The following is a 25,259-nucleotide window of genomic DNA, read 5'->3' as shown; positions in this document are numbered from 1 at the left end:
TCGACCGAGTGAACCACTTATGTTCGTTCGCGGTATACCACCGGGGAACCAATGTCTCACGACGTGCGGAACCGACTCCCGTCGATCCGACGAGCGTTTCACAGGCATCCGGAGCCCGGCTGGTGTGAGTTCCGCACGACTGCCCGGATCGTCGAGGAACTCCGGCGGATCGGCGTCGACGACCTCGCGATCGGGCGGGAAGCGCTCTCCTCGGAGCACCGCATGGCGCTCCCGCCGGCGGAGACGCTTGCCGAGTGGCGCGACCGGGCGGCCGAGGCGGGCGTCGACCCCGACTTGCTCGAGTTGACCGCGGACGGGCACACCGGCGCGGTCGCGACCGTCCGCAACGGCGAGGGACCGACCGTCGCCCTGCGGGTCGACATGGACGGCGTCTCGATCCCGGAGTCGGAGGCGGCGGGCCACCGACCCGCGGACGAGGGGTTCCGATCGGAAAACGAGGGGTACATGCACGCCTGCGGCCACGACGCGCACGCCGCGATCGCGCTCGGCGTGCTCGAGGCGGTGAAGGCGAGCGACTTTCGAGGGACGTTCAAGGTGTTCTTCCAACCGGCCGAGGAGGTCGCCGGCGGGGGAAAGCCGCTGGCCGAGGGCGGGTACGTCGACGACGTCGACGAGCTGCTCGCGTTTCACCTCGGACTCGGTCGACCGACGGGCACGCTGGTCGCGAACGCGACCCGGCCGCTCGCGATGGCCCACATCAACGCGACCTTCGAGGGGGCGAGCGCGCACGCCGGCAAGGAGCCGAGCGGCGGGACGAACGCGATGCAGGCGATGACGACGGCGGTCCAGAACGCCTACGGGATCGCGCGCCACGGCGACGGGCTCACCCGCGTGAACTTCGGGCGCGTGGAGGGCGGCAGCGCGAGCAACGTGATCGCCGAGGAGATCACCCTCGACGGCGAGGTCCGCGGCGAGACGACCGCGCTGATGGAGTACATGCGCACGGAGCTGGAGCGGGTCCTGTACGCGGCCGCGGAGCTTCACGAGTGCGACGTGGTGATCCGCCGGATCAGCGAGTCGATCCGAGTCGACGGCGACCCGACGCTCGCGGAGCTCGTCGCGAGCGTCGCCCGAGCGGTGCCGTCGATCGACGAGGTGGTCCCCGAGGCCCCGCTCGAGGCGAGCGAGGACGCGACGTTCCTGATGGACCGGGTCCACGAGAACGGCGGCCGGTCGCTGTACGTCATCGTCGGCGCGGACCACCCGACCAGCCACCACACGCCGACGTTCGACATCGACGAGCGGGCGCTCGACGTCGGCGTCGAGCTCTTAGCCGAGGTCGTCTCGGCACTGGGTGCCGATCGGCCGTAGACCCGCCGATCCCGGCGGCCGGAAGCGCGGCAACCGAACCGCGGCCGAGAGCGGTCTCGGACGCGGCGAAACGCCGATCTCAGTGGGTCGACCGCTTTTCCGACCACAACCATTAATCCGCTGAGCCCCGGTTTCCGGGTATGTCCGAAGACGAGCTACCCCCGTCGCTCGAAACGGCGGCGGACGCCGATCGACCTCGCGGGATCTTGACTCCCTCGGACCGCGACTTCCTCCTCGGTCGCAAGACCGACTACACCGAGCACTCCCGAAAACAGAAGCGCAACCGGATCCGTCGCCGAGTCCGCAACGCGGTCCTCGATTTCAGCATCCTCTACGAGTGTTTAGAGGACCGCGACCGGAAGACCGTCTTCGACCCCGACGACGAGGACCGCGAGGCGTACACGCGGGGGATAACCGACATGCTCGCGTTCCTCCATCTGGGGACGATGGGATACGTCACTCCGTTCAAGGACATGCTCTCGGAGGGCGTCGCTAAGTCCGAACAGCGGCTCGCGGGGTCCGACTACCGGATGGTCCGGGTCGAGTTCAACGTCGATCCGGTCGGGCAGATCGACGTCGACGAGGTGATAGCGAAGATCGAGGACGACGAGTTCGAACGGATAACCGACGAGGAGCTGCGGGCGTTCGTCCGTCTGCTGTCGATGTCCGAGGAGTTCACCCCCGACGACGTCCGGGACGGGCTCAAAGCGCGCGTCGACGAGTTCGCCACGGAACTCCGAGAGAGCGAGGAGCGGCGCGACGAAGTCGTCGACGAGCTGACGAGAGGGGACTGACGGCGACCGACTCGCCGCGATCTCCCGGGATCGGTCACCGGAATCGCGAGGTACCTGAACTTTTATCGCCCGGCCGACGTAGGGGCAGACATGAAACACGCACAGGGGGAACTCCTCTCGATCGACCTGACGAACAGGACGGTCACGACGGAGCCGATCGACGACTTGCTCTCGGAGTTCATCGGGGGGCGAGGGCTCAACACCCGGCTCGCCTACGAGCGAGTCCCGTTCGACGCCGACCCGCTCGGCCCGGAGAATCGGATCTACTTCTCGACGGGCCCGATGCAGTACTCCACGACCTCGTACACGGGACGCATGGCGGCGACGAGCGTCTCGCCGCTCACGAACGGGATGTTCTCCTCGAACGCGGGCGGGTTCCTCTCGCGGAACTTCACGGGTGCGGGCTACGCCGCCGTCGAGATCCGAGGCGCGAGCGACGACCTGCTCGCCCTTCACGTCCGCGAGGCCGACGAGGACGGCGACCCGGTCGTCGAGTTCGAGGAGGTTCCGGAACTCGAGCAGGCGGAGGTGCCGGCGGTGTCGGAGTACGTCGAGACGGAACACGACCTGGAACCGGAACACCTGGCGTGTATCGGTCCGGCGGGCGAGAACGGCGTCCGATTCGCGTCGATCATGACCTCCGAGACGCGCGCGTTCGGCCGGGGCGGACTGGGATCAGTCCTCGGCGCGAAGGGCGTGAAGGCGCTCACGTTCGACGGCGACGCCGACGCCGAGATCGAACTCGACTGGCCCGCCGACGCGGGGGAGATCCACCGGGAGGCGGCGACCTCGGACTCGATCATGAAACGGCAGGGGACCACGAGCGTGACCGAGCTGTCGAACGCGATGGAGGCGCTCCCAACCTACTACTTCTCCGAGCAGTCCTTCGAGGGCGCCGAGGGCATCTCCGGCGACCGCGTCGAGGAGAAGAAGTACAAGAAGGGGACCTGCTCGAACTGTGCGTTCGCGTGTAAGCTGCCGACCCGCGACGAGGAGCGCGGCATCGAGACGGAGGGACCGGAGTTCGAGACGGTGATGGCGTTCGGCAGCAACGCCGGCGTCGACGAGATGGTCGACGTGATGGCGGCCAACCAGCTCTGTGACGAGCTCGGCATGGACACCATCTCCTGTGGCAACGTGGTCTCGATGTTCCTCCAGAGCGAGGACGAGTTCGGAAACGCCGAGCTCGTCCGCTCCGTGGTCGAGCAGATCGCCTACCGCGAGGGCGTCGGCGATAAGCTCGCGGAGGGCATCCACCGGGCCCACGAGGAGTTCGGCGCGGAGGACTGGACGGTGAAGGGCATGACCTTCTCGGCGCACGACGGTCGCTCCCTCAACGGACAGGGGCTCGCGTTCGCGACCTCGAACCGCGGAGCGGACCACATGTACGCCGAGTTCTACCCGTACGAGTACCCGCTCGTGAGCAAGGAGGACGCCTTCGAGCCGAGCGGGCTCGACGGGAAGCCGCCGAAGATCGTCGAGAAGGAGAATCGCAACGCGATCCTCGACTCCGCTGTCATCTGTAAGTTCTCGCGGGGCGTCGTCACCGACGACCGGCTCGCGGCGCTCCTCGACGCCGACTACGAGGACCTCATCGCCGCCGGCGGTCGAGTCGTCGAGATGGAGCGGTCGTTCAACAACGCTCGCGGCTTCGACCGCGACGACGACACGCTCCCGTACGTCGACCAGATCGAGGGGTTCGACGAGGGTCTCTCCGAGTACTACGCGATCCGGGGCTGGAACGACGACGGGACGGTCCCGGGCTACGACGACGTCGTCGGCCCGGCCGCGGGCACCGCCGACGACTGATCTCGGGCGTCCGTCGACGATCCGCCCTCGGACCGGATCACTCCGCGCGCTCCGCGACCGCGGCCGCCGAGTCGACGCCGCGGAACTCGAAGCGCGCGCCGTCCGCTTCGTCGGCGAGCGAGACGGACCACCCGTGTGCGTCGGCCACCTCGGCGACGATCTTCAGCCCGAACCCGGTTCCCTCGGGGTCGGTCGAGACGCCCGCGGAGAACGCGTCCTCGCGGAACTCCTCCGGGATGCCCGGGCCGTCGTCTGCGACGTAGAACCCGGTTCCGTCCGCGAGGGCACCGATCTCGATCGCGACCGAGTCGCCGCCGTGAGTGACGGCGTTGGCGATCAGGTTCTCGATCGCCTGCCGTAACCGACTGCGGTCCGCCCGGAAGCGCAGGTCGTCGCCGACGACGAGCGAGGCGTCCGCGGTGTCGACGTTCGCCCAGCACTCCTCGGCGAGCGTCGAGAGCGTCAGCGACTCCGTCTCGTCGATCCCCTCGCCCTGTCTGGCGAGCGTCAACATGTCGTCGACGAGCGAGTCCATCCGGTCGAGCGACCGAGCGACCGTCTCGATCTCCCCCGGTCGCTCTCCCGCCTCCTCGAGTCGGTCTCGAACCATGTCGAGGTTTCCGCGCGCGACGTTGAGCGGGTTCCGCAGGTCGTGTGAGACGAGTCCGGCGAACTCCTCGAGCCGGTCGCGTTCGCGGGCGATCTCGTCCTCGCGCACCCGGAGCTGGCGTTCGCGCTCGATCCGGACGAACACCATCGTCACGGTCGCGGCCCAGAGGCGCGCGACGGCGAGGTCCGACTCGTCGAAGGCGTCGCGTCGCGTGGAGCCGATGTCGATGACGCCGTAGCGACCGAGTGGGAGGACGAGCGCGCTCCGGATCGGCGAGTCGGGGTTGTATCGGTCCGGCTCCGCGTGGGTGTCGACGACGTACTCCGGATCGCCGGACTCGAACACCTCCCAGGAGATGCTCGGCTCGTCGCCGGTGAATCGCGGGTGATCGCCGACCACCTCGTCGGCGGCGTCCGTCCACGCGACCGGTTCGAGGGCGTCCGCCTCCTCGTCGTACAGCCAGAGCGCCGCGATCGGATGCCCGAGGACGTCCTCGACGTACTCGACGGCCGCCTCCGCGGCGACGACCCGATCGGTCGTCTTCAGCAGGTCCTGAGTCGCCTCGTGGAGCGCCTCCAGCGCTCGCGTCCGACGGTGGAGTTCGACCTGTCTCTCGCGTCGTTCCCTGACGTCGACCATCGTGACGACGAGGTACGTCTCGCCGTCCCGTTCGAAGGGTCCGAGACTGACCGTCACCGGGACCTCGCTCCCGTCGGCTCGACGGGCGACGAGATCGAGGCTCGCCGTCATCGACCGCGGCTCGGGGTCGGTCACGTACCGATCGAGGTCGTCGTCGGAGTCGCCGCCGTACGGGTCATAGAGGAGCGAGGCCAAGCGAGACCCCTCAACTTCGGCGGAGTCGTAGCCGAGCACCGCCTCGACGCGGTCGTTGCCGGCGCGGACGACGCCGTCGGTGTCGACGACGACGACCGGGTCGGGGAGTCCGTCGAGCGCCTCGGGGAATCGATCCATGGCTACTCCTCCGGCTCGTGAACGTGACCGCACTCCGGACAGCGAACTTCCTCGCCGCGGAGCGTCGCAGAGGAGGTTCGGACCTCGCGCATCACCTCGCTGATCCGGTCTTCGGCGTCCAGTTCGTCGGCGACCGCGAGGTCGACGCCCTCGACCTCTAAGAGGAACTTTGCCACCTCCGTCACCTCGTACATCATCTCGTCCAAGTCCTCCGCGGTGAAGAATCCGGACATCGCGCCGTAGAGGAACGTCGCGCCCGCCTTCGTCACCTTCTCCTCGAAGGAGTACCGCGCCTGGTTGACCGCCTGCGGCGTGTAGGTGTCGGTCATGAAGGGGACGAGTTCGGGGAGGTTCTCCCCGATCTTCGTCATCTCGACGCCGGTCTCGGTGCGGAAGTCCGCACAGAGCCGCGCGATCGCCCACTCGCGGGCCGTGACGTACGTCCGATCGCGGAGGAAGTCGTTGACGCGCTCGTAGCGCGCGCCGTCCATCTTCTTGAACCGCTCGTACTTGCGCACGTCTCGAGGCACGTCCTCGGCTTCGGCCACGTCTCGTTCCTCGGTGTCGGCGACATTCTCGGCGTTCGCGTCGTCTCCGCCCGCATCGGTTCCGGAGTCGTCGGAGCCGTCGATGGCTCCGTCCCCGTCGCCGCGCTCGCCCGGATCCGCCGCCCCATCGTCCGTCGAGGGGTCGGCCGGGGAGCCGGAAGGGTCGGTCATGTACGACCACACTCGACGGGCGAATGAAAGGGTTGTGGGTGGCCGGCGGAGGCGACGTGAGAGGGAGGAGGCGTTGCGAGAGGTTGAAGCGGTGTGAGAGGACGGGAGTGTTGCGAGAGGCGGGGAGGACGGCGTCGCGGTGGCGTCCCGTCCGTACGCCGAACCCTTTTGAAACCGGCGCGCGAGGTGGGAGTCATGAAGGTGCTCTGTGGGATCGGCGGAAGCGACGACTCGATCCGGGCGCTCGAGCGGACGGTGGACCGGGCGGCGGTCGCCGGCGACGACCTCACCGTCGCGGTCGTGGAGAACCCGGACTCCGCCGCCGAGATCGAGGAGATCACGAGGCGGGCCGAGGAGGCGATAGCGGACGCCGGGATCGACGCGGAGGTCCGACACCTCGAGGGCGATCCGGGGAGCCGGCTCGTGGACGTCGCCGAGCGGGAGGGGTTCGACGAGATCGTCCTCGGCGGCGGACAGACCAGCCCGATGGGGAAGATCACGATCGGCCCGATCGCCGAGTTCGTTCTGTTGAACAGCATGACGTCGGTCACGCTGGTCAGATGAACGACCGCCGATACCCGGAAGCGGCCGTCGACCGGTTCGAGCCGCCACCGATCGCGTTCGCCGACCGCGAGGGGCGCGAGGTCGAGATACGCGCCTACGACGGCACGGAGGAGACCGACGAGGCGCTGGTGTCGATGTACACCGCCTTCGACCCGTCGGACCGCGCACAGGGGATCCCGCCGGGCGGGGAAAAGCGGGTCCGCGAGTGGCTCGAGGCCATCCTCACCGACGACTGTCTCAACGTCGTCGCCTGGTGTGACGGCGAGGTGGCGGGTCACGCGACGCTCGTCCCCGACGACGACGCCTACGAGCTCGCGATCTTCGTCCACCAGACGTATCAGGAGGCCGGGATCGGGACGCGACTCATCAGCGGCCTGCTCGGCCACGGACAGGCCGAGGGCGTGGAGAAGGTGTGGCTCACCGTCGAACGGTGGAACCGCGCCGCGGTGTCGCTGTACGAGAAGATCGGCTTCGAGACCTCCAACGCCGAGAGCTTCGAGCTGGAGATGGCGCTCCGCTTGAACGAGTCGGCGGACGGAGAGTCGAGCGACGGAGAGTCGGACGACCGGGAGTGACGCGTCCGCTCCGGTGAGCCACGCTTTTGGTTCGCGCCGCGGATCCCCTCGCATGGACTACCGACGGCTGGGGTCGACTGGAACCCGCGTCTCCGAACTCTGTTTCGGCACGTGGCGGTTCGGGCGGAGGACCGGCGGCGTCCTCGAGACGGACGAGGAGCAGGCCCACGATCTGCTCGACGCGTTCGCCGACCGCGGCGGCAACTTCATCGACACGGCGAACGTCTACGGCGACCCGAACGGGACGGGCGAGGAGTACGTCGGAAACTGGCTCGCGGAGCGCGACCGCGAGAGGTACGTGCTCGCCTCGAAGGTGTACTTCGGCTTCGACGACGCGAACCCGAACGGCTCGGGGCTCTCGCGAACCCACGTCCGCAACCAGATCGAGGGGACGCTCGACCGGCTCGGCACCGACTACCTCGACCTGTACTACATCCACCGCTGGGACGAGGAGACGCCGATCGAGGAGACGCTGTCGGCGCTCGACGGCCTCGTCGAGTCGGGGAAGGTGAACTACCTCGGCGCGTCGACGATGGCGGCTTGGCAGCTCACGAAGGCGCTCTGGAAGTCCGACGTGAACGACTACGAGCGCTTCGAGGTGACCCAGCCGCTGTTTCACGCGGGGTACTACGAGGACGTCGAGGAGTACCTCTCGGTCGTCGCCGACCAGGACCTCGCGGTGTGTCCGTACTCGCCGCTCGCCGGTGGCTTCCTCACGGGCAAGTACGAGCGTGCGGACCCCGACGACCCGAAGTCGGTGCGGGCTCCCGACGGCTCCCGCGGGAGCTTCGACGAGCGGTTCGAGCGCTTCTACCTCTCCGAGCGCGGCTGGAAGGTGCTCGAGGAGGTCCGCGCGGTCGCCGACGAGGTCGACGCCACCCCCGCGCAGGTGGCGCTGCGCTGGCTCATGGATCAGGAGGAGTTCACCTGCGTCCCCATCGTCGGCGCGCGCACGGTCGACCAGCTCGAGGAGAACCTCGGGGCCGCCGAGGTGTCGATCACGCGGGACCAACACGGCCGGATCACGGACGCCCGCTACGACGAGGACGGCCGTCGCTGGGGACACTGATCGGCCCGGCGCTCCGACGGCACCGACCGGCCCCGGTTTCCGGGCCCTTCCGGCGGCGGGTCGTTTTTATACCGTGGGCCGCGAATTCGAGACCATGAGCGAGGATGACACGGCGGGAGCGATGTCAGGAGAGGAGTTCCGTTCGTTGACCGACGGGCTGGTCCGGCAGGGCTCCGGCGGCGGCACGACGGTGTACAAGAACGCGGCCGGCGTCGGCTGTCCGAACCCCGAGTGCGACCTCGGCGTGTTCCAGACGCTTTTCGTCAGCGACCACGGCTGGCAGCGGATCGGCGCGACGCGCGACGGGATCGAACTCTGTATCTGTAACACCGAGGACCGGCGACTGGTGTTCATCCACGACGAGTGACCGGTCCGCGACCGGCGCGACGCGAACCGCCCCGATTCAAGGGCGCCGACTCCCAGGGAGGCGTATGAGCGACGAGACGACGGAACGGACGGCGGACGAGGAGGCGACGGACGGGCGGAGAACAGATGAGGAGCGGGCGGACGACCGGGACGCGGTCCGACGGAACACCCCCGGTCGAGGGGTCACACCCGACGCGGAGCCGATCGAGGCGAGCGCGCCCGAGGAGTTCGGGCTCGTCCAGGCCTGGTGGGGCGACGGCAAGGGGAAGACCACGGCCGCGCTCGGGATGGGCGCTCGCGCGGTCGGCCACGGGCACCGCGTCCACATGCTCCAGTTCATGAAGGGCGGCGCGGACTCCGTGGAGGCCGTCCGCGGCGAATACAACGCGATCCGGTCGCTGCCCGGCTTCTCCTTCGAGAACACCGGCCACTACGGCTGGCACGGAATGGCCGACGGCTCCGCGGAGGACGACCACGAACGGGACGCGAGGGCCGGGTTCGAGCGCGCACGCGACCTCGTCGACGCCGCGGCCGAAGCCGACCTCGACGATCCGATCCCGCTCGACGCCGACCCCGACGCCGGCGTCCACATGCTGATCCTCGACGAGGTCCTCTACGCCGCCGACCGCGGCCTGATCGAGCCCGACGAGGTACTCGACCTGATCGACCGGAAGCCCGACGGGCTCGAACTCGTGCTCACGGGGAGCCACGAGCGGCCGGCGTACCTCGCGGACGTCGCCGACCTGATCACTCGCGTGGGCAAGGAGAAACACCCGATCGACGCGGGCCAACGCGCTCGCAAGGGGACGGAGTACTGATATGGGGTCCGGGTCGGGATCGGACGCGACCGCGGATCCGGGCGGCGACCCCCACGCCACGGCCCGAACCCTCCTCGTCGCGGGCACCGCCTCCCACGTCGGCAAGTCCACGGTCGTCGCCGGGCTCTGTCGGCACCTCGCGGACGCGGGCGTCGACGTCGCTCCGTACAAGGCCCAGAACATGTCGAACAACGCGCGGGCGGTCCCGACCTCGCCCGGCGCGGGTGTCGACGCGGCGTTCGGCGAGGTCGGCGTCTCCCAGTACGTCCAGGCGCGGGCCGCCCGCGTCGCGCCCGAGACCGACCACAACCCCGTCCTCCTCAAGCCCCGCGGCGAGGGCGAGAGCCAGCTGGTGGTGAACGGCCGGGCGGTCGCACACGCCACCGCGACCGACTACTACGGCGACCGGTGGATGGAAGCGCGGGAGGCCGCCGCGGCGGCCCACCGCCGGCTCGCCGCCGACCACGACGTGATCGTCGCGGAGGGAGCGGGGTCGATAGCCGAGATCAACCTCCGCGACCGCGACCTCGCGAACGTGGAGACGGCACGGCTGTTCGAAAACGAGAACGAACCGAAGACCGCCGAGATACTCCTCGTCGCCGACATCGAGCGGGGGGGCGTCTTCGCCGCGCTGGTCGGGACGCTCGAACTGCTCCCCGCGGACCTCCGCGACCGCGTCGTCGGCGCGGCCATCACCAAGTTCCGCGGCGACCGGAGCCTGCTCGATCCGGGCATCGAGGCCTTCGAGGAGCGGACCGGCGTCCCCGTCCTCGGCGTGCTCCCGTACGACGACCCCGGACTCCCCGAGGAGGACAGCGTCGCGCTCCCCGATCCGGGCGAGCGGAGAGTTCTCGGCGCGGACGACGGCGTCGCGGACGCGGAAGCGGTGACGGTCGCCGTCCCGCGGCTCCCGCGGATATCGAACGCGACCGACGTGGAGCCGCTCGCAGCCGAGCCCGGCGTCCGCGTCGCGTTCGCACCGCTCGACGACGACCTCGCGGACGCCGACGCGGTCGTGATCCCCGGGACGAAGAACACCGTCGACGACCTCCGCGCCTGTCGCGAGGCGGGGTTCGACGACGCCCTCCGCGCGTTCGACGGACCCGTCGTCGGCCTCTGTGGCGGCTACCAACTGCTCGGCGAGCGGATCGCGAACGCGGCCGTCGAGAGCGCGGATCCGGACGCGCCGGACGCCGTCGACGGGTTCGGACTGCTCCCGGTCGAGACGGTCTTCTCGGAGGCGAAACGGGTCGTCGCGGCCGATCTCCGGCTGGATCCGGGCGCGACCGACCTCGTGGAGATGGCCGAGGGATCGCGAGCGACCGGAGACGCCCCCCTCGACGTCGCCGGCTACGAGATCCACATGGGCGAGACGCGACGGAGCGACCCGGACGCCGGGGCGTCGTCATCGTCGGCGACAGCGCTCTCGACCCCCTTCACGAGTTCCGACGGCGACCGGAGCGGCGTCGGACTCGGGGCGGCCGCCGGCGACGTCCTCGGGACCTACCTCCACGGGCTGTTCGAGAACGAGGCGATTCGAAGGGGATTCCTCGCCCACGTCCGCGAGCACGCCGGGGTGACGGAGGCGGCGGCCGACGGGGCGACGGTCGGCGGAGCGGGGACGGAGGATCCGACCGACCGGGCAGCCGACCTGCTCCGCGAGCACGTGGACCTCGCCGCGTTGGGGCTGCCGACGGACGCGTCGCGACGCGACGGCTCCCGGTAGGTATTTGGCCCGCCTCGCGCAAACGCATATAAATGCTCAGCGACGTGATGGAGGACTATCTCAAGGCGATCTACGTCCTCCAAGCCGAGGAGGGCGCGCCCGTCTCGACGTCCGCCGTCGCCGAGTACCTCGAGAAGACCCCGCCGACCGTGACCGACATGCTCGGCAAGCTGGCCGACCGCGGGCTCGTCGACCGCGAGCCCTACCAAGGGGTCGAACTCACGGCGGACGGCGAGGCGGTCGCGCTCGAGATCGTCAGACACCACCGCCTGCTCGAGGCGTTCCTCGCCGACCAGTTGGATTACGACTGGAGCGACGTCCACGCGGAGGCGGACGCGTTGGAACACCACATCTCCGAGGAGTTCGAACGCCGCGTCGCCGACGCCCTCGGCGACCCCGACGTCGACCCCCACGGGGACCCGATCCCCGGCGCGGACCTCGAGCCCATCGACGAGGGAACCGGTCCGCGGCTCTCGGATCACCCCGAGGGCGATCGGGTCGTCGTGGCACGGGTCTCCGACCGCGACGACGACGAGCTCGAGTACCTCGCCGACGCCGGGATCACTCCCGGAACGACGATCGAGGTCGTCGACGTCGCGCCGTTCGGGATGGTGACCGTCCGGACGCCGAAGGGCGAACAGAGCCTCCCGGCGGAGGTCGCCCGCTCGATCCGCGTGGACGCGGCGGGAGCAGAGGAGTAGTCGGCGAAGGAACCCTCGGCCGCGAGGTTTTTCACGCGAACCGTCCTGTATGCTGACGTGAACACGGTCGCCACTCTCGCCGTCGGCGCGGTCTTCGGGCTCGCGCTCGCGGCGCCGCCCGGTCCGATGAACGCGGTCATCGCCGAGGAGGCGGTGTTGCGCGGGTGGACCGCCGGCACCCGCGCGGGTCTCGGAGCGGCGACCGCCGACTTCCTGTTCTTCGTGCTCGCGTACCTCGGCGTCGTCTCGTTCGTCCAGTCGGTCCCGCGGCTCCAGACCGCGATGGTCGCCGTCGGCGGCTGTCTGATGTGTTACTTCGCGGTCGGAGCCGCTCGAGGTGCGCGCGCTTCCTTCCGACCCACGGCGGGCGAAGACCCCATGGTCGAGGAGGGGAAGGGATACCGGAAGGCGCTCGTGCTGGCGTTGACGAACCCGTTTCAGGTGCTGTTCTGGCTCACCGTCGGGGTGGGGATGTTGCGCCCCGGCGAGCTCGACGTCCTCGCACCGCTGCCGCTCGTCGGCGACGACCTCGCCGGGAGCTTGGTGGTCGCGACCGGATCGCCCACGCTCCTCGGCGGGTTCTTCCTCGGCGTACTCGGCTGGGTGACGCTGTTCCCCGCGAGCCTCGCCGCGGCCGAAAAGCGGGTTCAAACCGTCGGCCCGGTCGTCGCGGTCGCGTCGGCGGTCGTGCTCGGTGGGTTCGGCGTCTACTTCCTCTTCGACGCGGCGACGACGGTGCTCGCGTGGTGATCGACCGGCGGTTGAGGCGCGGCGGCCCCTCCTGACGACGCCGCTCGTTCCGATTGGGACCCGTTCGCTCGCATGGACAACGGCTTTCACTCGCCGGCGTGAGCGACCCGTATGTTCGAGAAGTCCACGTGGATCAAGCTCCCGCGGAACGTGCTCGTGGGCCACGGCGTCGTCGACGACCTCGGGACGGCGGTCGGCGAGTTGTACCTCACCGGACGGCCGCTGATCGTCACCAGCCCGACGCCGAACGGGATCGCCGGCGACCGGGTGCGCGCGCAGTTCGAGGACCCCGCGACCGCCGTCGTCGACGAGGCCTCCTTCGACGCAGTCGAGGAACTGAAAGCGACCGCGGAGGCGGTGGACCCGGGCTACCTGATCGCCTTGGGGGGCGGCAAGCCGATCGACATCGCGAAGATGGCGGCCGACCACCTCGACGTGGGGTTCGTCTCCGTGCCGACGGTCGCCTCCCACGACGGGATCGTCTCCGGGCGCTCGTCGATCCCCGAGGGCGACACGCGTCACTCGGTGGCCGCCGATCCCCCGCTCGCGGTCGTCGCCGACACCGAACTGCTCGCGGAGGCCCCCTGGCGGCTCACCACCGCGGGCTGTGCGGACATCATCTCGAATTACACCGCCGTGAAGGACTGGCGGCTCGCCCGACGCCTGCGGAACGTCGAGTACAGCGAGTACGCGGGCGCGCTCTCGGAGATGACCGCGGAGCTGCTCGTCGAGAACGCGGACATGATCCGGCCCGGCTTGGAGGAGTCGTCGTGGGTGGTCGTGAAGGCGCTCGTCTCCTCCGGCGTCGCGATGTCGATCGCGGGCTCCTCGCGGCCCGCCTCCGGCGCGGAACACCTCATCTCACACCAGCTCGACCGGATAGCACCCGGCAAGGCGCTCCACGGCCACCAGGTCGGCGTCGCCTCGATCCTGACCGAGTACCTCCACAGCGGCGAGAACGGCGAGTGGGCCGCGATCCGCCAGGCGCTCTCCGAACTCGACGCGCCGACGACCGCCGCGGAACTCGGCGTCGACGACGAGGAGCTGATCGCCGCGCTGACGAGCGCCCACGAGATCCGCGACCGCTACACGATCCTCCAGGGCGGGATCAACGAGGAGGCCGCCATCGAGGTCGCGACCGCGACCGACGTGATCTGAACGCTTCGATACGGACGTGAACTACCTCCAAAACGACGCGTTCGACAGACAATAGAAGAACGACACCCATCCGAGGAGAAGGCCTGCGACGATCACCAGGAAGTCCGCCAGTGCCGTCTGGTATATAACGAAATACCCTATTCCGATCGTCAGTAACACCAGTGACGAACCGATCAAGACGTGACAACGGTGTTCCGGCACTGGTTACATGCCTGTCATTGTACGGCAGTACCTAAGAAGATTAGCGTCGGGATCTGACGACCGCCACCGGAGGGAGTGTCGCGTACACGTTCTCCCGGTCGATCCGACCCGGAACCCGAAGACGGATTAGCGTCCCGTCCCGATCCGATCGCATGGCAGCCGCCAGCGTGCGCGCCCGCCTCACGGAGCCGGCCGGCGCGCTCACCGTCCTCCTCACGATCGTCGGGTACGCCGCCGTCGGCGGCGTCTTCCTCGTTCCGGGATTCCAGGCGCTGTTCCCGGAGTTGACCCGCGAGACCGTCGACCTGCTCGCTCACGCGATCGCCGCCGTCAACACCGTCACGGTCGCCACGCTCTCGCTCGGGTGGTACTGGATCCGCAACGGCGAGGTGAGAAAACACGCGGCCGCGATGACGACCTCCTTCGCGCTCATCCTCGTCTTCCTCGGGATGTACCTGCCGAAGGTCGCCGGCGGCGGGACGAAGTACTTCGTCGGCCCGGACCCGGCCTACTACGCGTACCTGATCATGCTCGCGGTCCACATCGTGTTGTCGGTGGTTTCCGTGCCCGTCGTCCTCTACGCGCTGCTGCTCGGGCTCACCCACTCCGAGCGCGAGCTCAGGAACGAGGTCCCCCACGCGCGGGTCGGCCGGGTCGCCGCGAGCGCGTGGCTTCTGTCGCTGATACTCGGCGTCGTCACGTACCTCCTCTTGAACCACGTGTACGACTCGACGTTCGAGGCGGCGGAGACGGCCGCCGAGACCGCTTCGGTGCTCCTCCCGCTCGTTCCGGCGGTCTGAAGGAAGACGACGGCGAGGCTCAGTACGGCCAGTCGCCGATGACCTTCATGCCCGCGGCGAGGTCCTCCTCCTCCAGCTGCTCCGCGATCTCCTCGGGGTCGCGCCGGTCTATCTCGGTGTCGCCGTCCGCCAGGTCGACGACCAGTTCGGTGAGGAGGATCGCCTGCTCGCGCAGGTTCCGGACCTCCAGCTTGTCGAGCGTGTCGGCGAAGGTGTGCCCCCAGCCGCGCCCCTCGTCGCCCGTCTCGCTCATCACGTGGTAGCCCGGAACGCCCCACTGGACGTACGGCCAGTGGTCGCTGTGGGGACCCAGCCGTGGGACGGTGCCGGCGGGGTGGTCGAACCGGTCGCCGACGGCCTCGGCGGCGTCGTCGAGGTCGTCGAAGCCGTGCGTGTAGAACTTCAGCGTCCGGCCGCGACCCACCCCGTCGTTGTTCACGATCGCCTTGATCGCGTCGTGGTCGCGCTCGGCCGCGTCGTGGCTCGACCCCACCAGCCCGACCTCCTCGGCGCCGTACACCAGACAGTGGACCCGCGTGTCGAGTTCGTCCTCGCGCGCGGCGAGCGCCTTCGCGACCTCGAGAACGATCGCGGTGCCCGCGCCGTTGTCGCCAGCGCCCTCGGCGATGTCGTGGGCGTCGACGTGGCTCGTTAGAAGGACCGCCTCCTCCGTGTCGGGTCCGAGGTCGGCGTGGACGTTGTAGCTGGTCGCGTCGTGTGCGTCGGCGTCGACCTCGACGGTCACGTCATCACCCTCGAAGCGTCGAGAGAGTCGCGAGCCGACCTCCTTTGAGACTCCCACGGTGGGGATCTCGCCGATCGGAGCCTCGGCGCTCCCGACGCTCCCGGTCGGGGGAAGACACCCCTCGACGTGGTTCCGGAAGACGAAGGCGGCCGCGCCGCCCTCGACCGCGTAGTAGTACTTCTCCCGCCGGTGGATGAACCGGTCGTAGTAGTCCGGGACGTTCGAGGCGGCCATCACGACCTTCCCCTCGATGTCGGCCCGCTCGAAATCCTCGGGGAGGCCGTACCCCAGGTCGACCAACTCGCCCGTGGCCTCGCCGGACGGACTCCGCGGGAGCGCGATGCTGTCCTGGGTCGTGTCGCCGGCGTGGACCGCGGACGATCCGCGTTCCCATCCTTGGATGTCGAAGGACTCCAGCTGCGCGTTGCGCGCTCCGACCGCGTCCAGCGCGTCGCGTGTCTCCTCGGCGGCGCGGCGCTCGCCGTCGCTTCCCGCCATCCGGTTCCCGATGTCGACGAGCGTCTCGAGGTGGTCCCATCCCGCGTCGCTCGTGAACGTCTCTCCGATCCACGTTGTCATGAGTCACTCATGCGAGCGCCCCCGCTTGAGGATTCGGGAAGCGGAGAACCCGCCACGTCGATCGACGTGGCGTGCGTCCGAACGGTTCCGATCGGAATCGGGGGTTTTTCCATCGTGCCGCGCGGAGCCCCTTCCGTATGGGAGATCCGGTGTCTCGCGTCGCCGTCGTCGGCGCGGACGAGTCCGTCGTCGACCGCGTGGAGCGCGCCGTCCGCGCGGCCGGCGGGCGGACGGACGACTCCACCGCTGCGGACGCGATCGTCGCCGTCGGCGACGAGGCGATCCGAGACGTCCTCGTCGACTCCGCGTCCGCGGACGGCGTCGGTTCCATCCCGGCCGAACGCGTCGACGCACCCGTCCTCCCCGTCCGCGAGGGACGACACGCGGTCGATCCGGCGGCCCTCCGAGACGCGATCCGCGAGGTCCTCGGCGGGGACGCACGTCGCGTCGACCACCCCGTCCTCTCCGTCGATATCGACGGCTATCAGGTCCACAAAGCCGTTTTCGACGTCGGGTTCGTCACCGACGAACCGGCACGCATCTCGGAGTATGCGGTCGATCTCGCCGTCGATCGGGAGGTCGCGTTCCGGGCGGACGGCGTCGTCGTCGCGACGCCGCTCGGTAGCGACGGATACGCCGCGGCCGCGGGCGGACCGCTGATCGAGCCCGGCGGAGGGATCGCGGTCGTCCCGATCGCTCCGTTCACGACCCGAAGCGACACGTGGGTCGTCCCCGACGGAACGGCCGTCTCGATCCGGCGCGACGCCGAGACCGTCTCGATCGTCGTCGACGGCGACCGCCGAGGCACCGTGACCCCCGGACGACCGGTTCGGATCGAGATCGTCGACCGGGTCGAAACGCTTCGATCGCCCCGTCACCAGCGGTCGGGATCGAGCGCTGATCGGAAAGGTTCTAATAACTCGTGAACGGAGGGATCGGTATGGATCCACTGCAGTTCCTCGTTCCGTTCGGCTGGCTGTCGGCCGTCGGGCCGGCGTTGCCGTACGCGATCCTCGTGATGGCGCTCGCGAATCTGGCGACCCGGCACCTCGGACACCGGCACCACGTCGAACAGGCGGAGGAAGGGGACGCCGTCGAACAGTACGGTCCGCACGTATTCACGAACTTCGGGCTCGCGCTGTTGAGCTTCCTGTTCGCGGTTCACGCGCCGACCAGCGGGACGATCCTCTCGTTCCTCGTCGTGACGATGGTGATCGCGGACGTGTTCGAGTTCGAGGCCCGCAACGTCGAGGCCCGCAACGATATGACCGTCGAAGCGCCCAAGAGCGCGATCGTCACCTCGGGGCTCGTGTTGCTGTACGCCTCGTACTACTCGCTGTTCTTCCTCGTCGAAGGGTTCTGGAACCAGGCGATCGTCGCTTGAGGAGCGGATCCCCTTCTCGCTGCGCCGTTTCGTGAGTCTCCCGAAGGATCACCTCCGGATCGATCGGCCCCCTTCGACGCGGATCGAGCACTTCTGACCGCGAGCGGTCGGCTCGAGTCGCTCGCCTCGCGACCTTCGCAGATCGGAGCCTCGACCGCACGAGCGAGGCTGGAACGAGAGACGGACTCTGCCGCTTCGATGGATGGCCCTTCGTAGTCGATACAGCCTAAGCAACGAGCGATCGCCGGAGCGGTGGCGTCGCCGGCGCTTTGCGCCGGCTGCTAGAGGCGCGTAGCGCCTCGCTGTCGCCGGCGGCTCTGCCGCCGGCTTCAAGCGAGAGCTTCGCTCTCGCCCTGCGCCGGTGAGCGCCCGGAGGGCGCGAACCCGACCGCGAGGGACGCGGCGAGCGGAGCGAGCCGCGAGGCTGGGGAGGCGTGAGGTGCGGGGCGGGGTGGGGCTCAAAGGGGCAGCCGGCTCCGGGAAGACGGCCGACGTAAGGACCGCAGGAGCGAACATAGTGAGCGACGAGGACCGCAGCGAGGCCCTCAACCGGAGCCGACTGGGGCTTTGGAGATGTTCTCCGCGATCGTGATCACCGTCCCAGCAACGATCTCTTTTTTATTACCTCTAGAATTCACGAAACGCCCGCTCTATAAGCACGCAAGACAGAACGACCGTTTCAGGCGAGAATCGGTCCGGAACGATCGGAGCACGACGAGATCACGGAAGAAAGTCGACGCTCCACGGAGCGTCGAAACGAGAGAACCGAAAGGAGAAGAGCGGCGCGTCAGTTCGTGGCGTCGCCGCCGATGTTGCTCCGCAGCTGCCGGCTGATCGGGATGAGTACCCAGAACGTGAGCGGGCCGAGGATCATCAGCCAGTAGAGCACGTCGCCGGTGAGAACGCCGATCTCGCCGTACACCGTCTCGACGCCTTCCGGTGCGTTCACCAACTGAACGACCTCGTAGTACGAGGGGGTCCGGTACCACGCGCCGAAGGTGATCCAGCCGAGAGCCCCGAGCGAGAACAGGGCCAGTCCTTTCATGAACTCGTCTGCCATTGTATTACCCTTCGTTGGAGTCCTCTTGAGGCTTTCCCATTCCCTGAGCGCGGAACCGCGTGCCGAGGACGTACACCGCCGTTCCGAGCAGTATGGAGGCGACGCCGACGATGGCGAGTAGCGCCGTCAGCGTGTCGGCCACGAGCGAGATCCCGACGCGACCAAGCGCGAAGACGATGAGTCTGCGGACGACGCTCACCTGGAGGGTCGCGGCGTCGATGAGGACGAACCCGACGAGGTACGTCACCACGGCCGCCAGCGTCGAGAGTGCGGTGACGGTCTTGTAGAGCCGGAGCGGAACGACCACCTCGCGACCGTTGGGACCGACCCGCGGTCCGACCGGCTCGTTCCGCGGGTCGTCCTCGTCGTCGACCGCGATCGGATCGCCGGTCGCGTCCACCGCCTGACGGCCGTCGTGCTCGCCGAACTCGTCGCGGCCAGCAGGCTCGGTTCGGTCGGCGGAGTCGTCTCGGTCGGCGGAGTCGTCTCGGTCGGCGGAGTCGTCTCGGTCGGCTGAATCGTCGCGGTCGACGGGGTCGTCGGTGTCGGACATGGAAACGAACGGGAGGAGTGACGCGGTCGTCGGCCGTTACTTCGGCGGGCGCAGCATGTAGTACCGGCGGTTGAGGTCGTACATGTACCCCTCGCGCATCGTCTTGAGGACGGCGTAGGTGATGATCCCGCAGAGCACCGGCAGCAGGAACGTCAGCGTGACGAGCAGGTCGAGCTCGAACGGGAAGAAGTTCTGGATCGCGAGCGCGGCCAGCGTGAGCGACAGCACGACGCCGGTCACGCCGACGCCCGCCCAGAACGGCTCCTCGACCGGCCGGCGGGCGCTCCCCTTGTTCAGGAACGGCACGAGCCCGATCGCTCCGAAGACGATCCCGTGGGCGATGATCCCGAGGAACTCGTTTCCGAGCAGGATGTTCCCGTCGAGCACCGCGAGCTGGGGGTTCAGCGGGTTGAGCTTCAACAGCCCGAACGACCAGTAGAGATACCAGTCGGGCAGGATGATCGCCGGCGTCGACCCGGGATTGGCCGGGTGACCGAAGTGCGGCGGCATCAGCGCCGCGATGAAGATCAACATCCCGATGAAGAAGCTCGTGATCGCGAGGTTGCGGATCGTCTCGTGGGGCCATGCGGGAAAGCCCAACACGTCGCGCTCGACGTACGTCGACTCCGCTCGGAGGTCCTCGTCCTCGCGGCGGGATCGCTCGAAGTACTGGTAGGTGAGCTGTGCGAGCCCCTGTGAGCGTTCCTTGCGCTCGCTCCACGTGGGCGTCTCGTCGTCCGGCGGCACCGTCGCCGGCGGGCCGCCGTCGGTGCGCGCGTCCTCGTCGGTTCCACCGTCCGTCATGGGTTCGTTGTCGTCGGTCATTGGCTTAGTGCGGCTCCGCGATACCCTGCACCCAGACGATGCCGACGTGGAGCGCGATGAGCGACGTCACCACGAACGGGAGCACGAACACGTGCAGGATGTACATTCTCACGAGCGTCGCCTGTCCGAGCGTGAACCCGCCGAACAGGAGTTGGGCCGCCCACTCCCCGACGATCGGGGTCGCGAGCGCCATCTCGACGCCGATCTGTGCCGCCCAGAAGGACAGCTGCTTCCACGGGAGGACGTACCCGGAGAACCCGAAGAAGAGGGTCAATCCGATCAGCACGACCCCGAGGATCCAGTTGACCTCTCGCGGCTCCTTGTACGCGCCCGTGAAGTAGACGCGCAGCATGTGGAGGAACACCGCCGCGACCATGAACTGGGCCGCCCAGCTGTGGATCGACCGGAGCATGAACCCGAACTGGACGTCCTGGAGGATCATGACGACCGAGTCGTACGCGGCCGTCGGATCGCCCTGTGCGGCGGCTCCGGCCGTCGACGGGGAGTAGTAGAACCCAAGCATCGCACCCGAGACCGCCGCGACGAGGTAGGCGATGATCGAAAGCGATCCGAGCGAGTACAGCGGGTACCAGTACCAGAACTTGTTGTCGAGGTCGTACTGTTCGGTGTGGCTCTTCGGCATCTGGAGGTTCGCGCGGTAGTACATCGTCTCCAACAGCTCGAGGTAATCGACGATGCGGAGCCGCTTGTCGACCCAGATGAGCGTGGTGAGGAACGCGGTCTCGATGACCGTCAGGTCCTGCCGTTTGAGCCACGCGTTGTGGTCCATCTCGTCGTTCTTTTTGAGACTCATTGATTGATCACTTCTTGTAGTAGGGGTATACCGCCCGTTTGACCGTCTCCCAGGCGTCTCCCGTCTCCAGTTCCACGCCGTCTTTGTCCTCCTCGCGGGTGTAGAGGTCCTCCCACTTGCGGCGCCGTTTCTTGACGATCATCACGTCGGGGAGGAACTCCTTGCGGTACAACAGGAGGATGAACGCCAGGTCCAAAAAGATGAGTGCGAGTAACGCGCCCATGAACATGTTCCCGGCTTCCGTCGACGCCCAGGAGAACATGAGTCCGTAGACGAATAAGAAGACGAACACGACCTCGACGATCGTGAGGAGGACGATCGCGATGGCGGCGGCCGTGCTCTCCCGGGCGGGTTCATACCGGTGGATGTCGCCGTACGAGGAGCCGCTCGAGCTCATCGGCTTCCTCCGTGTCCGGTGTGTGCGGACTCGCCGTACTTGAGCATGTAGAAGGTGAACACCATCGTGAGTACGATCCCGAACCCGGCCGAGAGGCCGACCCAGTGGGCGTGGATCGGCATGCCGACGTCGGCGATGTCCTCGGGCCACCCGGTGTTCGCACCGCCCGTCTCGACCGTCGGGACGTCCCCGCCGACGGCGAGACCGGCGTGCATGCCGACCGCGGTGTGGGGCACGCAGTGGTAGTGGGTGATTCCGGCGTCCTCCTCGGTGACCTCGTACTCGTAGGTGTATCCCTCCTGGTCGACGGGATCGCCGCTATCGAGGGAGGCCGGGCCGCCGCCCTCCACGGCCTGGACGTTGTGTGCGCCGCCGCTTCCGGTCCACTCCCAGGTGATAGTCGTTCCCGGGTCGACCCAGAGCTGCGTCGGATCGAACGCGAGACCGCTGTCACCCGCACCAACCGAGACGGTCACCGAGTCCTGTCCTCTCGCGTCGAGGTACGACCCCACGTTTCCGTTCGTGGCGCTCGGCCAGTCCGGTTGCACCTCCTGTGCGGCGGCCGTTCCCGTCGCCCCGGCCGAGGCTGCGACCGCGGCGGTCGTGCCGCCGGCCGTTCGCACGAATTCCCGCCTTTTCATACAGGTTCACTCAGGACGGGGTGCGCTTAAACCCACCGACTATCCTCGATCGGTGGGCGGATAGTAAGGGGGGTTGAAACCCCTGAATTCGGGCGTTTCACCGATCGTCGGTCTCCTCGGTCAGACCCTCCCCGTCGAGCGGGACGAACTCCGGTCTCTCCTCGGCCTCCCGGAGGGCGCGCAGGCGGTCGCGGTACTCCTCCGAGCGGAACCGATCGGAGAGCCGCGCGTTGGCGACCATCGCGAACAGGAAGAGTCCGACGAGGAGGAAGACCGCCCCCATCGCGGGCCCGACGATGCTGTCGAGGTCCGTCAGGAAGGACGCGCCGAGCAGGGCGACGCCCGCGACCACCTGAACCGCCGCGACGACCTGGATCATCAGGTTCCCGAACTCGCCGGACCCCTCCGGAACCGAGTCGGGGTGCGGAAGCGACCAGTCCTCGGGCGGATCGGCCACGTCGTACTCTTCCATCGCCGCGAGCGCGACGAGCGGCTCGACGTCCCGGAGGACCGTCCCGCGACCGGTCACCTCGCCGCTCGGGCGGACGATGGCGTACCCCTCGTCGGAGTAGACGAGCACGCGCTCCTCGCCGTCCTCGCGCACGCGCTCTAAGAGCCCGAACACCTCGCGCCGAGCGATCCGGGTCTTGAGTTCCGCCTCGATGCGATCGAGCAACCGGGGACCGGTGATCCACGTCTCGGGGTCGAAGGCGGCGTCCCACTCGTCGGCGCTCATCCGGGCCATGTCCGCGGGCCCGAAGTCGTCGAAGTCGTACTCGGCGTCGACGCGGTCGCGAAGCTCGGCGAGGTCGTCGACGCCCTCGCCTCCGTCCTCCCGGTCCCGTCCGCCCTCGACGGCCTCCCCGTCGGGACCGTCCGGCTCCGACTGCGTCGAGGTGTCCTCCATCGTCCGAACGTACGCACTCCGGAGGGTAACTGTTTTTCGTCCGACGGCAGCCGGCGGGAGCGACCTCTCGGGATTCGATGGCCCGTCGCCGGATCGAACACGCCGTCGCGCCCGCGCGGATCGGGGAGTTTTACGCGCCCGAGACCGAAGCCGGAGCCATGGTCGACGAGTCGCTGATCGCGGCGGTGGCCGGGCTGTCCGTGACGGCGAGTCTCCCGTTCCTCCTGTACGGCGCGTGGATCATGATCGATACCGAGGTGGTGACGTGGAACGTGTTGACCCGTCACCTGCGATACATCCTCGTCGGGCTCCTGTTGACGACCGTTCCCGTCGTGACCTGGATGATGCCGCGGCTCCTCGGACAGTTCTCGGGCGGAGCCGTCGTCCACGCCTTTCTGGGGCTTCAGGCGTACGCGCTGTTGACGTTCGCGCTGACCGGGATCGTCCGGATCTTCCAGGCCAAGCGCGAGGCCGACGCCTACGACGACCCCGACGCCGACATCGACGGGCTCCACGAGGACATGGGAAAGTGGCGCGGCCGGCTCCGCGTCGGCGTCGCCGGATTCATGATCCTCTGGCTCTGCGCGTGGGTCTCCGGACTCTACCGCTTTTACAACCTCCACCTCGCACAGTTGCTGTGAGGCCGATCCTCGGTGGCACGAACTCCTGAATCCCGCGAACCGCGACCCGACCGACAGCTTCAATCCCGGTTTGGCCCTACAGGGGGTATCGTGGCAGTTACCTTCGATCTCTTCGGCACGCTCGTCGACGTCGAGTATCCGACGGATCCGGCCGAGATCGTCGCGCGCGAACTCGAGTCGCGGGACGTCGCCGTCCCGGACGACTGGCACGTCGCGTACGGCGAGCGACACGTCGACGCCCCGACGGGCGCAGAGGTCCCCCTCCCAGCGCACGTGGCCGCGGCGCTCGGCTCCCGCGGCGTCGACGCCCCCGACAACGTCGTCCGACACGCGGTCGTCGCCGCCTTCGACCCCGACGTCACGCGCCGCGAGGGCGCACTGGAGGCGGTCCGGACGGCGGCCGACCGCGGTCCGGTCGGGATCTGCTCGAACTGCGCGGTCCCCGAGTTGGTCCCCCGGACGCTGATACGCGCCGGGCTCCGCGGGGAGTTCGACGCGGTGACGACGAGCGTCGGCTGCGGCTGGCGGAAGCCCCACGCGAAGGCGTTCGAGGCCGCCGCGAAGGCGCTCGGCGTCGCGCCGTCCGCACTGGTCCACGTCGGCGACGATCCGGCGACGGACGGCGGGATAGTCGACGCCGGCGGGCGCTTCCTCGACGTGACGGAGATCCCTCTCGACGCGATTGGGAGCGAGCTGGAGGCCGAGCCGTGACGCTCGCGGCGGCCGGCGCGATCGCGCTCGCCGCCGCCCTCGATCGGACCTTCTCCGAGCCGCCAGCCGGCCTCCACCCGGTCGCGTGGCTCGGCCGCGCCGTCGCGTCGCTCGACTCCCGTCTCCCCGACGCCCGACTCGTCGGCGTCGGGTTCGCAGCCGGCATCCCCATTGCCTTCGCCGCCCTCCTCGCCGCGCCCGTCGTCGCGGTCGGCGCGCTCTCCCCCTCACCGGTCCCCGCCGCGGTGGCCGCGGGAGTCGTCCTCTTCGCCTGCTCCAGCCACCGGATGCTGTTGTCGGTCGCCGGCGACGTTATCGACCTCGCCGAGCGCGACCTCGAGGCGGCGCGACGCGAGTTGCGCGCGCTCGCCGGGCGGGACGCGACGGACCTGTCGGCCGACCACGTCCGATCCGCGACCGTGGAGAGCGCGGCGGAGAACCTCGCTGACGGCCTGATAGCGCCGCTTTGCGGGTTCGTTATCGGCGCTGCGGCCACCGCAGTCGTCGGAGTCGCACCGGCGGGCGGGCTCGCCGTCGCCGCCGGCGCGGCCGCCTGGATCAAGGGAGTCAACACGCTCGACTCGATGCTCGGGTACCGCGATCGGCGGGCCGGCTGGGCCCCCGCGCGGCTCGACGACGCCGTCATGTGGCTCCCGGCGCGGGCGACCGCGCTCCTGATCCTCGCGGCCGGCGGAGGGGGGATCGGGACCGGGCCGATCGCGATCCTCGGCCGCGTCCGGTCGGCGGCCGGCGTCCCCGACTCGCCGAACTCCGGCTGGCCGATGGGGTCGCTCGCGGCGGTTCTCGGCGTGCGGCTGGCGAAGCCGGAGACGTACACGCTCTTCCCGACGGGATCGCTCCCGACGGCCTCGGAGGCGCGGACCGGCGTTCGGGTCGTCTCGCGGGCCGGGTGGCTTGCGTTCGGCGTCGCGGGGGTGTCGCTGGCGCTGTGACGGGGAGCGGCGTCGACGGTGGTGGCGGATACGACGGTGGCGACGACGACGGTGGCGGAGACGACGGTGGCGACGACGACGGTGG

At 68.9% G+C, this 25,259-nt stretch carries 28 protein-coding genes; 18 read left to right on the top strand and 10 right to left on the bottom strand.

Annotated features, from left to right (window positions below; genetic code table 11):
• The first annotated feature begins 51 nt into the window (after positions 1–51).
• The 3 genes from FN829_RS09495 (at position 52) to FN829_RS09485 (ending at position 3,935) form a co-directional block, all read left to right on the top strand.
• Complete coding sequence (locus FN829_RS09495) at positions 52–1,332, top strand: amidohydrolase (RefSeq protein ID WP_142986732.1); 1,281 nt, start codon at positions 52–54, stop codon at positions 1,330–1,332.
• A gap of 140 nt (positions 1,333–1,472) precedes the next feature.
• Positions 1,473–2,126: a hypothetical protein gene (locus FN829_RS09490; protein WP_142986731.1), complete on the top strand. Its 654-nt coding sequence runs from the start codon at positions 1,473–1,475 to the stop codon at positions 2,124–2,126.
• 90 nt (positions 2,127–2,216) lie between these two features.
• Complete coding sequence (locus FN829_RS09485) at positions 2,217–3,935, top strand: aldehyde ferredoxin oxidoreductase family protein (RefSeq protein ID WP_142986730.1); 1,719 nt, start codon at positions 2,217–2,219, stop codon at positions 3,933–3,935.
• Positions 3,936–3,972: 37 nt separating this feature from the next.
• Here FN829_RS09485 and FN829_RS09480 read toward each other — a convergent pair whose 3' ends face one another.
• Positions 3,973–5,517 (bottom strand): sensor histidine kinase, encoded by a 1,545-nt coding sequence (locus FN829_RS09480; protein ID WP_142986729.1) that lies wholly within the window; start codon positions 5,515–5,517, stop codon positions 3,973–3,975.
• A gap of 2 nt (positions 5,518–5,519) precedes the next feature.
• Positions 5,520–6,236 carry a DUF5806 family protein gene (locus tag FN829_RS09475; RefSeq protein ID WP_142986728.1) on the bottom strand — a complete coding sequence of 239 codons (717 nt, stop codon included), beginning with the start codon at positions 6,234–6,236 and terminating at the stop codon, positions 5,520–5,522.
• A 195-nt stretch (positions 6,237–6,431) separates the two neighbouring features.
• On the opposite strand from FN829_RS09475, the gene FN829_RS09470 reads away from it, so the two are divergent.
• The 10 genes from FN829_RS09470 (at position 6,432) to FN829_RS09420 (ending at position 14,964) form a co-directional block, all read left to right on the top strand.
• Positions 6,432–6,800, top strand: a complete 369-nt coding sequence (locus FN829_RS09470; RefSeq protein ID WP_142986727.1) for a universal stress protein — start codon at positions 6,432–6,434, stop codon at positions 6,798–6,800.
• On the top strand, positions 6,797–7,375 hold the full coding sequence (locus FN829_RS09465; RefSeq protein WP_142986726.1) for a GNAT family N-acetyltransferase: 579 nt from the start codon (positions 6,797–6,799) through the stop codon (positions 7,373–7,375). Before FN829_RS09470 ends, FN829_RS09465 begins: the two co-directional genes overlap by 4 nt.
• 52 nt (positions 7,376–7,427) lie before the next feature.
• Positions 7,428–8,444 (top strand): aldo/keto reductase, encoded by a 1,017-nt coding sequence (locus FN829_RS09460; protein ID WP_142986725.1) that lies wholly within the window; start codon positions 7,428–7,430, stop codon positions 8,442–8,444.
• Positions 8,445–8,538: 94 nt separating this feature from the next.
• A complete protein-coding gene (locus tag FN829_RS09455; protein ID WP_142986724.1) occupies positions 8,539–8,811 on the top strand; it encodes a DUF7385 family protein in 273 nt (90 codons plus the stop codon).
• 64 nt (positions 8,812–8,875) lie between these two features.
• On the top strand, positions 8,876–9,628 hold the full coding sequence (locus FN829_RS09450; RefSeq protein WP_142986723.1) for a cob(I)yrinic acid a,c-diamide adenosyltransferase: 753 nt from the start codon (positions 8,876–8,878) through the stop codon (positions 9,626–9,628).
• A 1-nt stretch (position 9,629) separates the two neighbouring features.
• Positions 9,630–11,354 carry a cobyric acid synthase gene (locus FN829_RS09445; protein WP_142986722.1) on the top strand — a complete coding sequence of 575 codons (1,725 nt, stop codon included), beginning with the start codon at positions 9,630–9,632 and terminating at the stop codon, positions 11,352–11,354.
• Between the two features lie 32 nt (positions 11,355–11,386).
• On the top strand, positions 11,387–12,055 hold the full coding sequence (locus tag FN829_RS09440) for a metal-dependent transcriptional regulator (protein WP_142986721.1): 669 nt from the start codon (positions 11,387–11,389) through the stop codon (positions 12,053–12,055).
• Positions 12,056–12,112: 57 nt separating this feature from the next.
• Positions 12,113–12,805 (top strand): LysE family translocator, encoded by a 693-nt coding sequence (locus FN829_RS09435; protein ID WP_142986720.1) that lies wholly within the window; start codon positions 12,113–12,115, stop codon positions 12,803–12,805.
• 111 nt (positions 12,806–12,916) lie between these two features.
• Positions 12,917–13,963: an NAD(P)-dependent glycerol-1-phosphate dehydrogenase gene (locus tag FN829_RS09430; RefSeq protein WP_142986719.1), complete on the top strand. Its 1,047-nt coding sequence runs from the start codon at positions 12,917–12,919 to the stop codon at positions 13,961–13,963.
• A gap of 353 nt (positions 13,964–14,316) precedes the next feature.
• Positions 14,317–14,964: a DUF420 domain-containing protein gene (locus FN829_RS09420; RefSeq protein WP_142986717.1), complete on the top strand. Its 648-nt coding sequence runs from the start codon at positions 14,317–14,319 to the stop codon at positions 14,962–14,964.
• A 19-nt stretch (positions 14,965–14,983) separates the two neighbouring features.
• On the opposite strand, the gene FN829_RS09415 is transcribed toward FN829_RS09420, so the two are convergent.
• Entirely contained in the window at positions 14,984–16,288 is a 1,305-nt protein-coding gene (locus FN829_RS09415) for a M28 family peptidase (protein ID WP_142986716.1), read from the bottom strand.
• A 137-nt stretch (positions 16,289–16,425) separates the two neighbouring features.
• Here FN829_RS09415 and FN829_RS09410 point away from each other — a divergent pair, with 137 nt between their 5' ends.
• Together FN829_RS09410 and FN829_RS09405 are read left to right on the top strand one after the other, a co-directional pair.
• The gene (locus tag FN829_RS09410) at positions 16,426–17,214 is read left to right on the top strand and encodes an NAD(+)/NADH kinase (RefSeq protein ID WP_142986715.1); all 789 of its coding nucleotides are present in this window, start codon (positions 16,426–16,428) and stop codon (positions 17,212–17,214) included.
• A gap of 14 nt (positions 17,215–17,228) precedes the next feature.
• On the top strand, positions 17,229–17,672 hold the full coding sequence (locus FN829_RS09405) for a DUF7313 family protein (RefSeq protein ID WP_142986714.1): 444 nt from the start codon (positions 17,229–17,231) through the stop codon (positions 17,670–17,672).
• 787 nt (positions 17,673–18,459) lie between these two features.
• On the opposite strand, the gene FN829_RS09400 is transcribed toward FN829_RS09405, so the two are convergent.
• From FN829_RS09400 to FN829_RS09370, 7 genes are all read right to left on the bottom strand, one after another.
• Positions 18,460–18,732 (bottom strand): DUF7314 family protein, encoded by a 273-nt coding sequence (locus tag FN829_RS09400; protein WP_142986713.1) that lies wholly within the window; start codon positions 18,730–18,732, stop codon positions 18,460–18,462.
• Positions 18,733–18,736: 4 nt separating this feature from the next.
• Positions 18,737–19,111 carry a DUF7315 family membrane protein gene (locus FN829_RS09395; protein ID WP_394348706.1) on the bottom strand — a complete coding sequence of 125 codons (375 nt, stop codon included), beginning with the start codon at positions 19,109–19,111 and terminating at the stop codon, positions 18,737–18,739.
• Between the two features lie 210 nt (positions 19,112–19,321).
• Positions 19,322–20,110, bottom strand: a complete 789-nt coding sequence (locus tag FN829_RS09390; protein ID WP_142986712.1) for a cytochrome bc complex cytochrome b subunit — start codon at positions 20,108–20,110, stop codon at positions 19,322–19,324.
• 4 nt (positions 20,111–20,114) lie between these two features.
• A complete protein-coding gene (locus tag FN829_RS09385) occupies positions 20,115–20,924 on the bottom strand; it encodes a cytochrome b (RefSeq protein WP_142986711.1) in 810 nt (269 codons plus the stop codon).
• Between the two features lie 7 nt (positions 20,925–20,931).
• The gene (locus FN829_RS09380) at positions 20,932–21,321 is read right to left on the bottom strand and encodes a DUF7318 family protein (protein ID WP_142986710.1); all 390 of its coding nucleotides are present in this window, start codon (positions 21,319–21,321) and stop codon (positions 20,932–20,934) included.
• Positions 21,318–21,962, bottom strand: coding sequence for a halocyanin domain-containing protein (locus FN829_RS09375; protein ID WP_142986709.1), 645 nt, complete (start codon positions 21,960–21,962; stop codon positions 21,318–21,320). Before FN829_RS09375 ends, FN829_RS09380 begins: the two co-directional genes overlap by 4 nt.
• Positions 21,963–22,059: 97 nt before the next feature.
• A complete protein-coding gene (locus tag FN829_RS09370) occupies positions 22,060–22,869 on the bottom strand; it encodes a DUF7319 domain-containing protein (RefSeq protein WP_142986708.1) in 810 nt (269 codons plus the stop codon).
• 158 nt (positions 22,870–23,027) lie between these two features.
• Between FN829_RS09370 and FN829_RS09365 the strand changes: the two genes are divergently transcribed.
• From FN829_RS09365 to FN829_RS09355, 3 genes are all read left to right on the top strand, one after another.
• Positions 23,028–23,510 (top strand): DUF7321 family protein, encoded by a 483-nt coding sequence (locus tag FN829_RS09365; RefSeq protein ID WP_142986809.1) that lies wholly within the window; start codon positions 23,028–23,030, stop codon positions 23,508–23,510.
• 90 nt (positions 23,511–23,600) lie between these two features.
• Positions 23,601–24,221 carry an HAD family hydrolase gene (locus FN829_RS09360; RefSeq protein ID WP_142986707.1) on the top strand — a complete coding sequence of 207 codons (621 nt, stop codon included), beginning with the start codon at positions 23,601–23,603 and terminating at the stop codon, positions 24,219–24,221.
• Positions 24,218–25,174, top strand: coding sequence for a CobD/CbiB family cobalamin biosynthesis protein (locus FN829_RS09355; protein ID WP_142986706.1), 957 nt, complete (start codon positions 24,218–24,220; stop codon positions 25,172–25,174). The genes FN829_RS09360 and FN829_RS09355 overlap by 4 nt, the downstream gene beginning before the upstream one ends.
• Positions 25,175–25,259: the final 85 nt, after the last annotated feature.

The sequence above is a fragment of the Halorubrum cibi genome, assembly GCF_900182635.1.
Taxonomy (GTDB): domain Archaea; phylum Halobacteriota; class Halobacteria; order Halobacteriales; family Haloferacaceae; genus Halorubrum; species Halorubrum cibi.
Note: the sequence above shows the minus strand (reverse complement) of the source record. Positions and strands in the feature narration are given on the sequence as shown.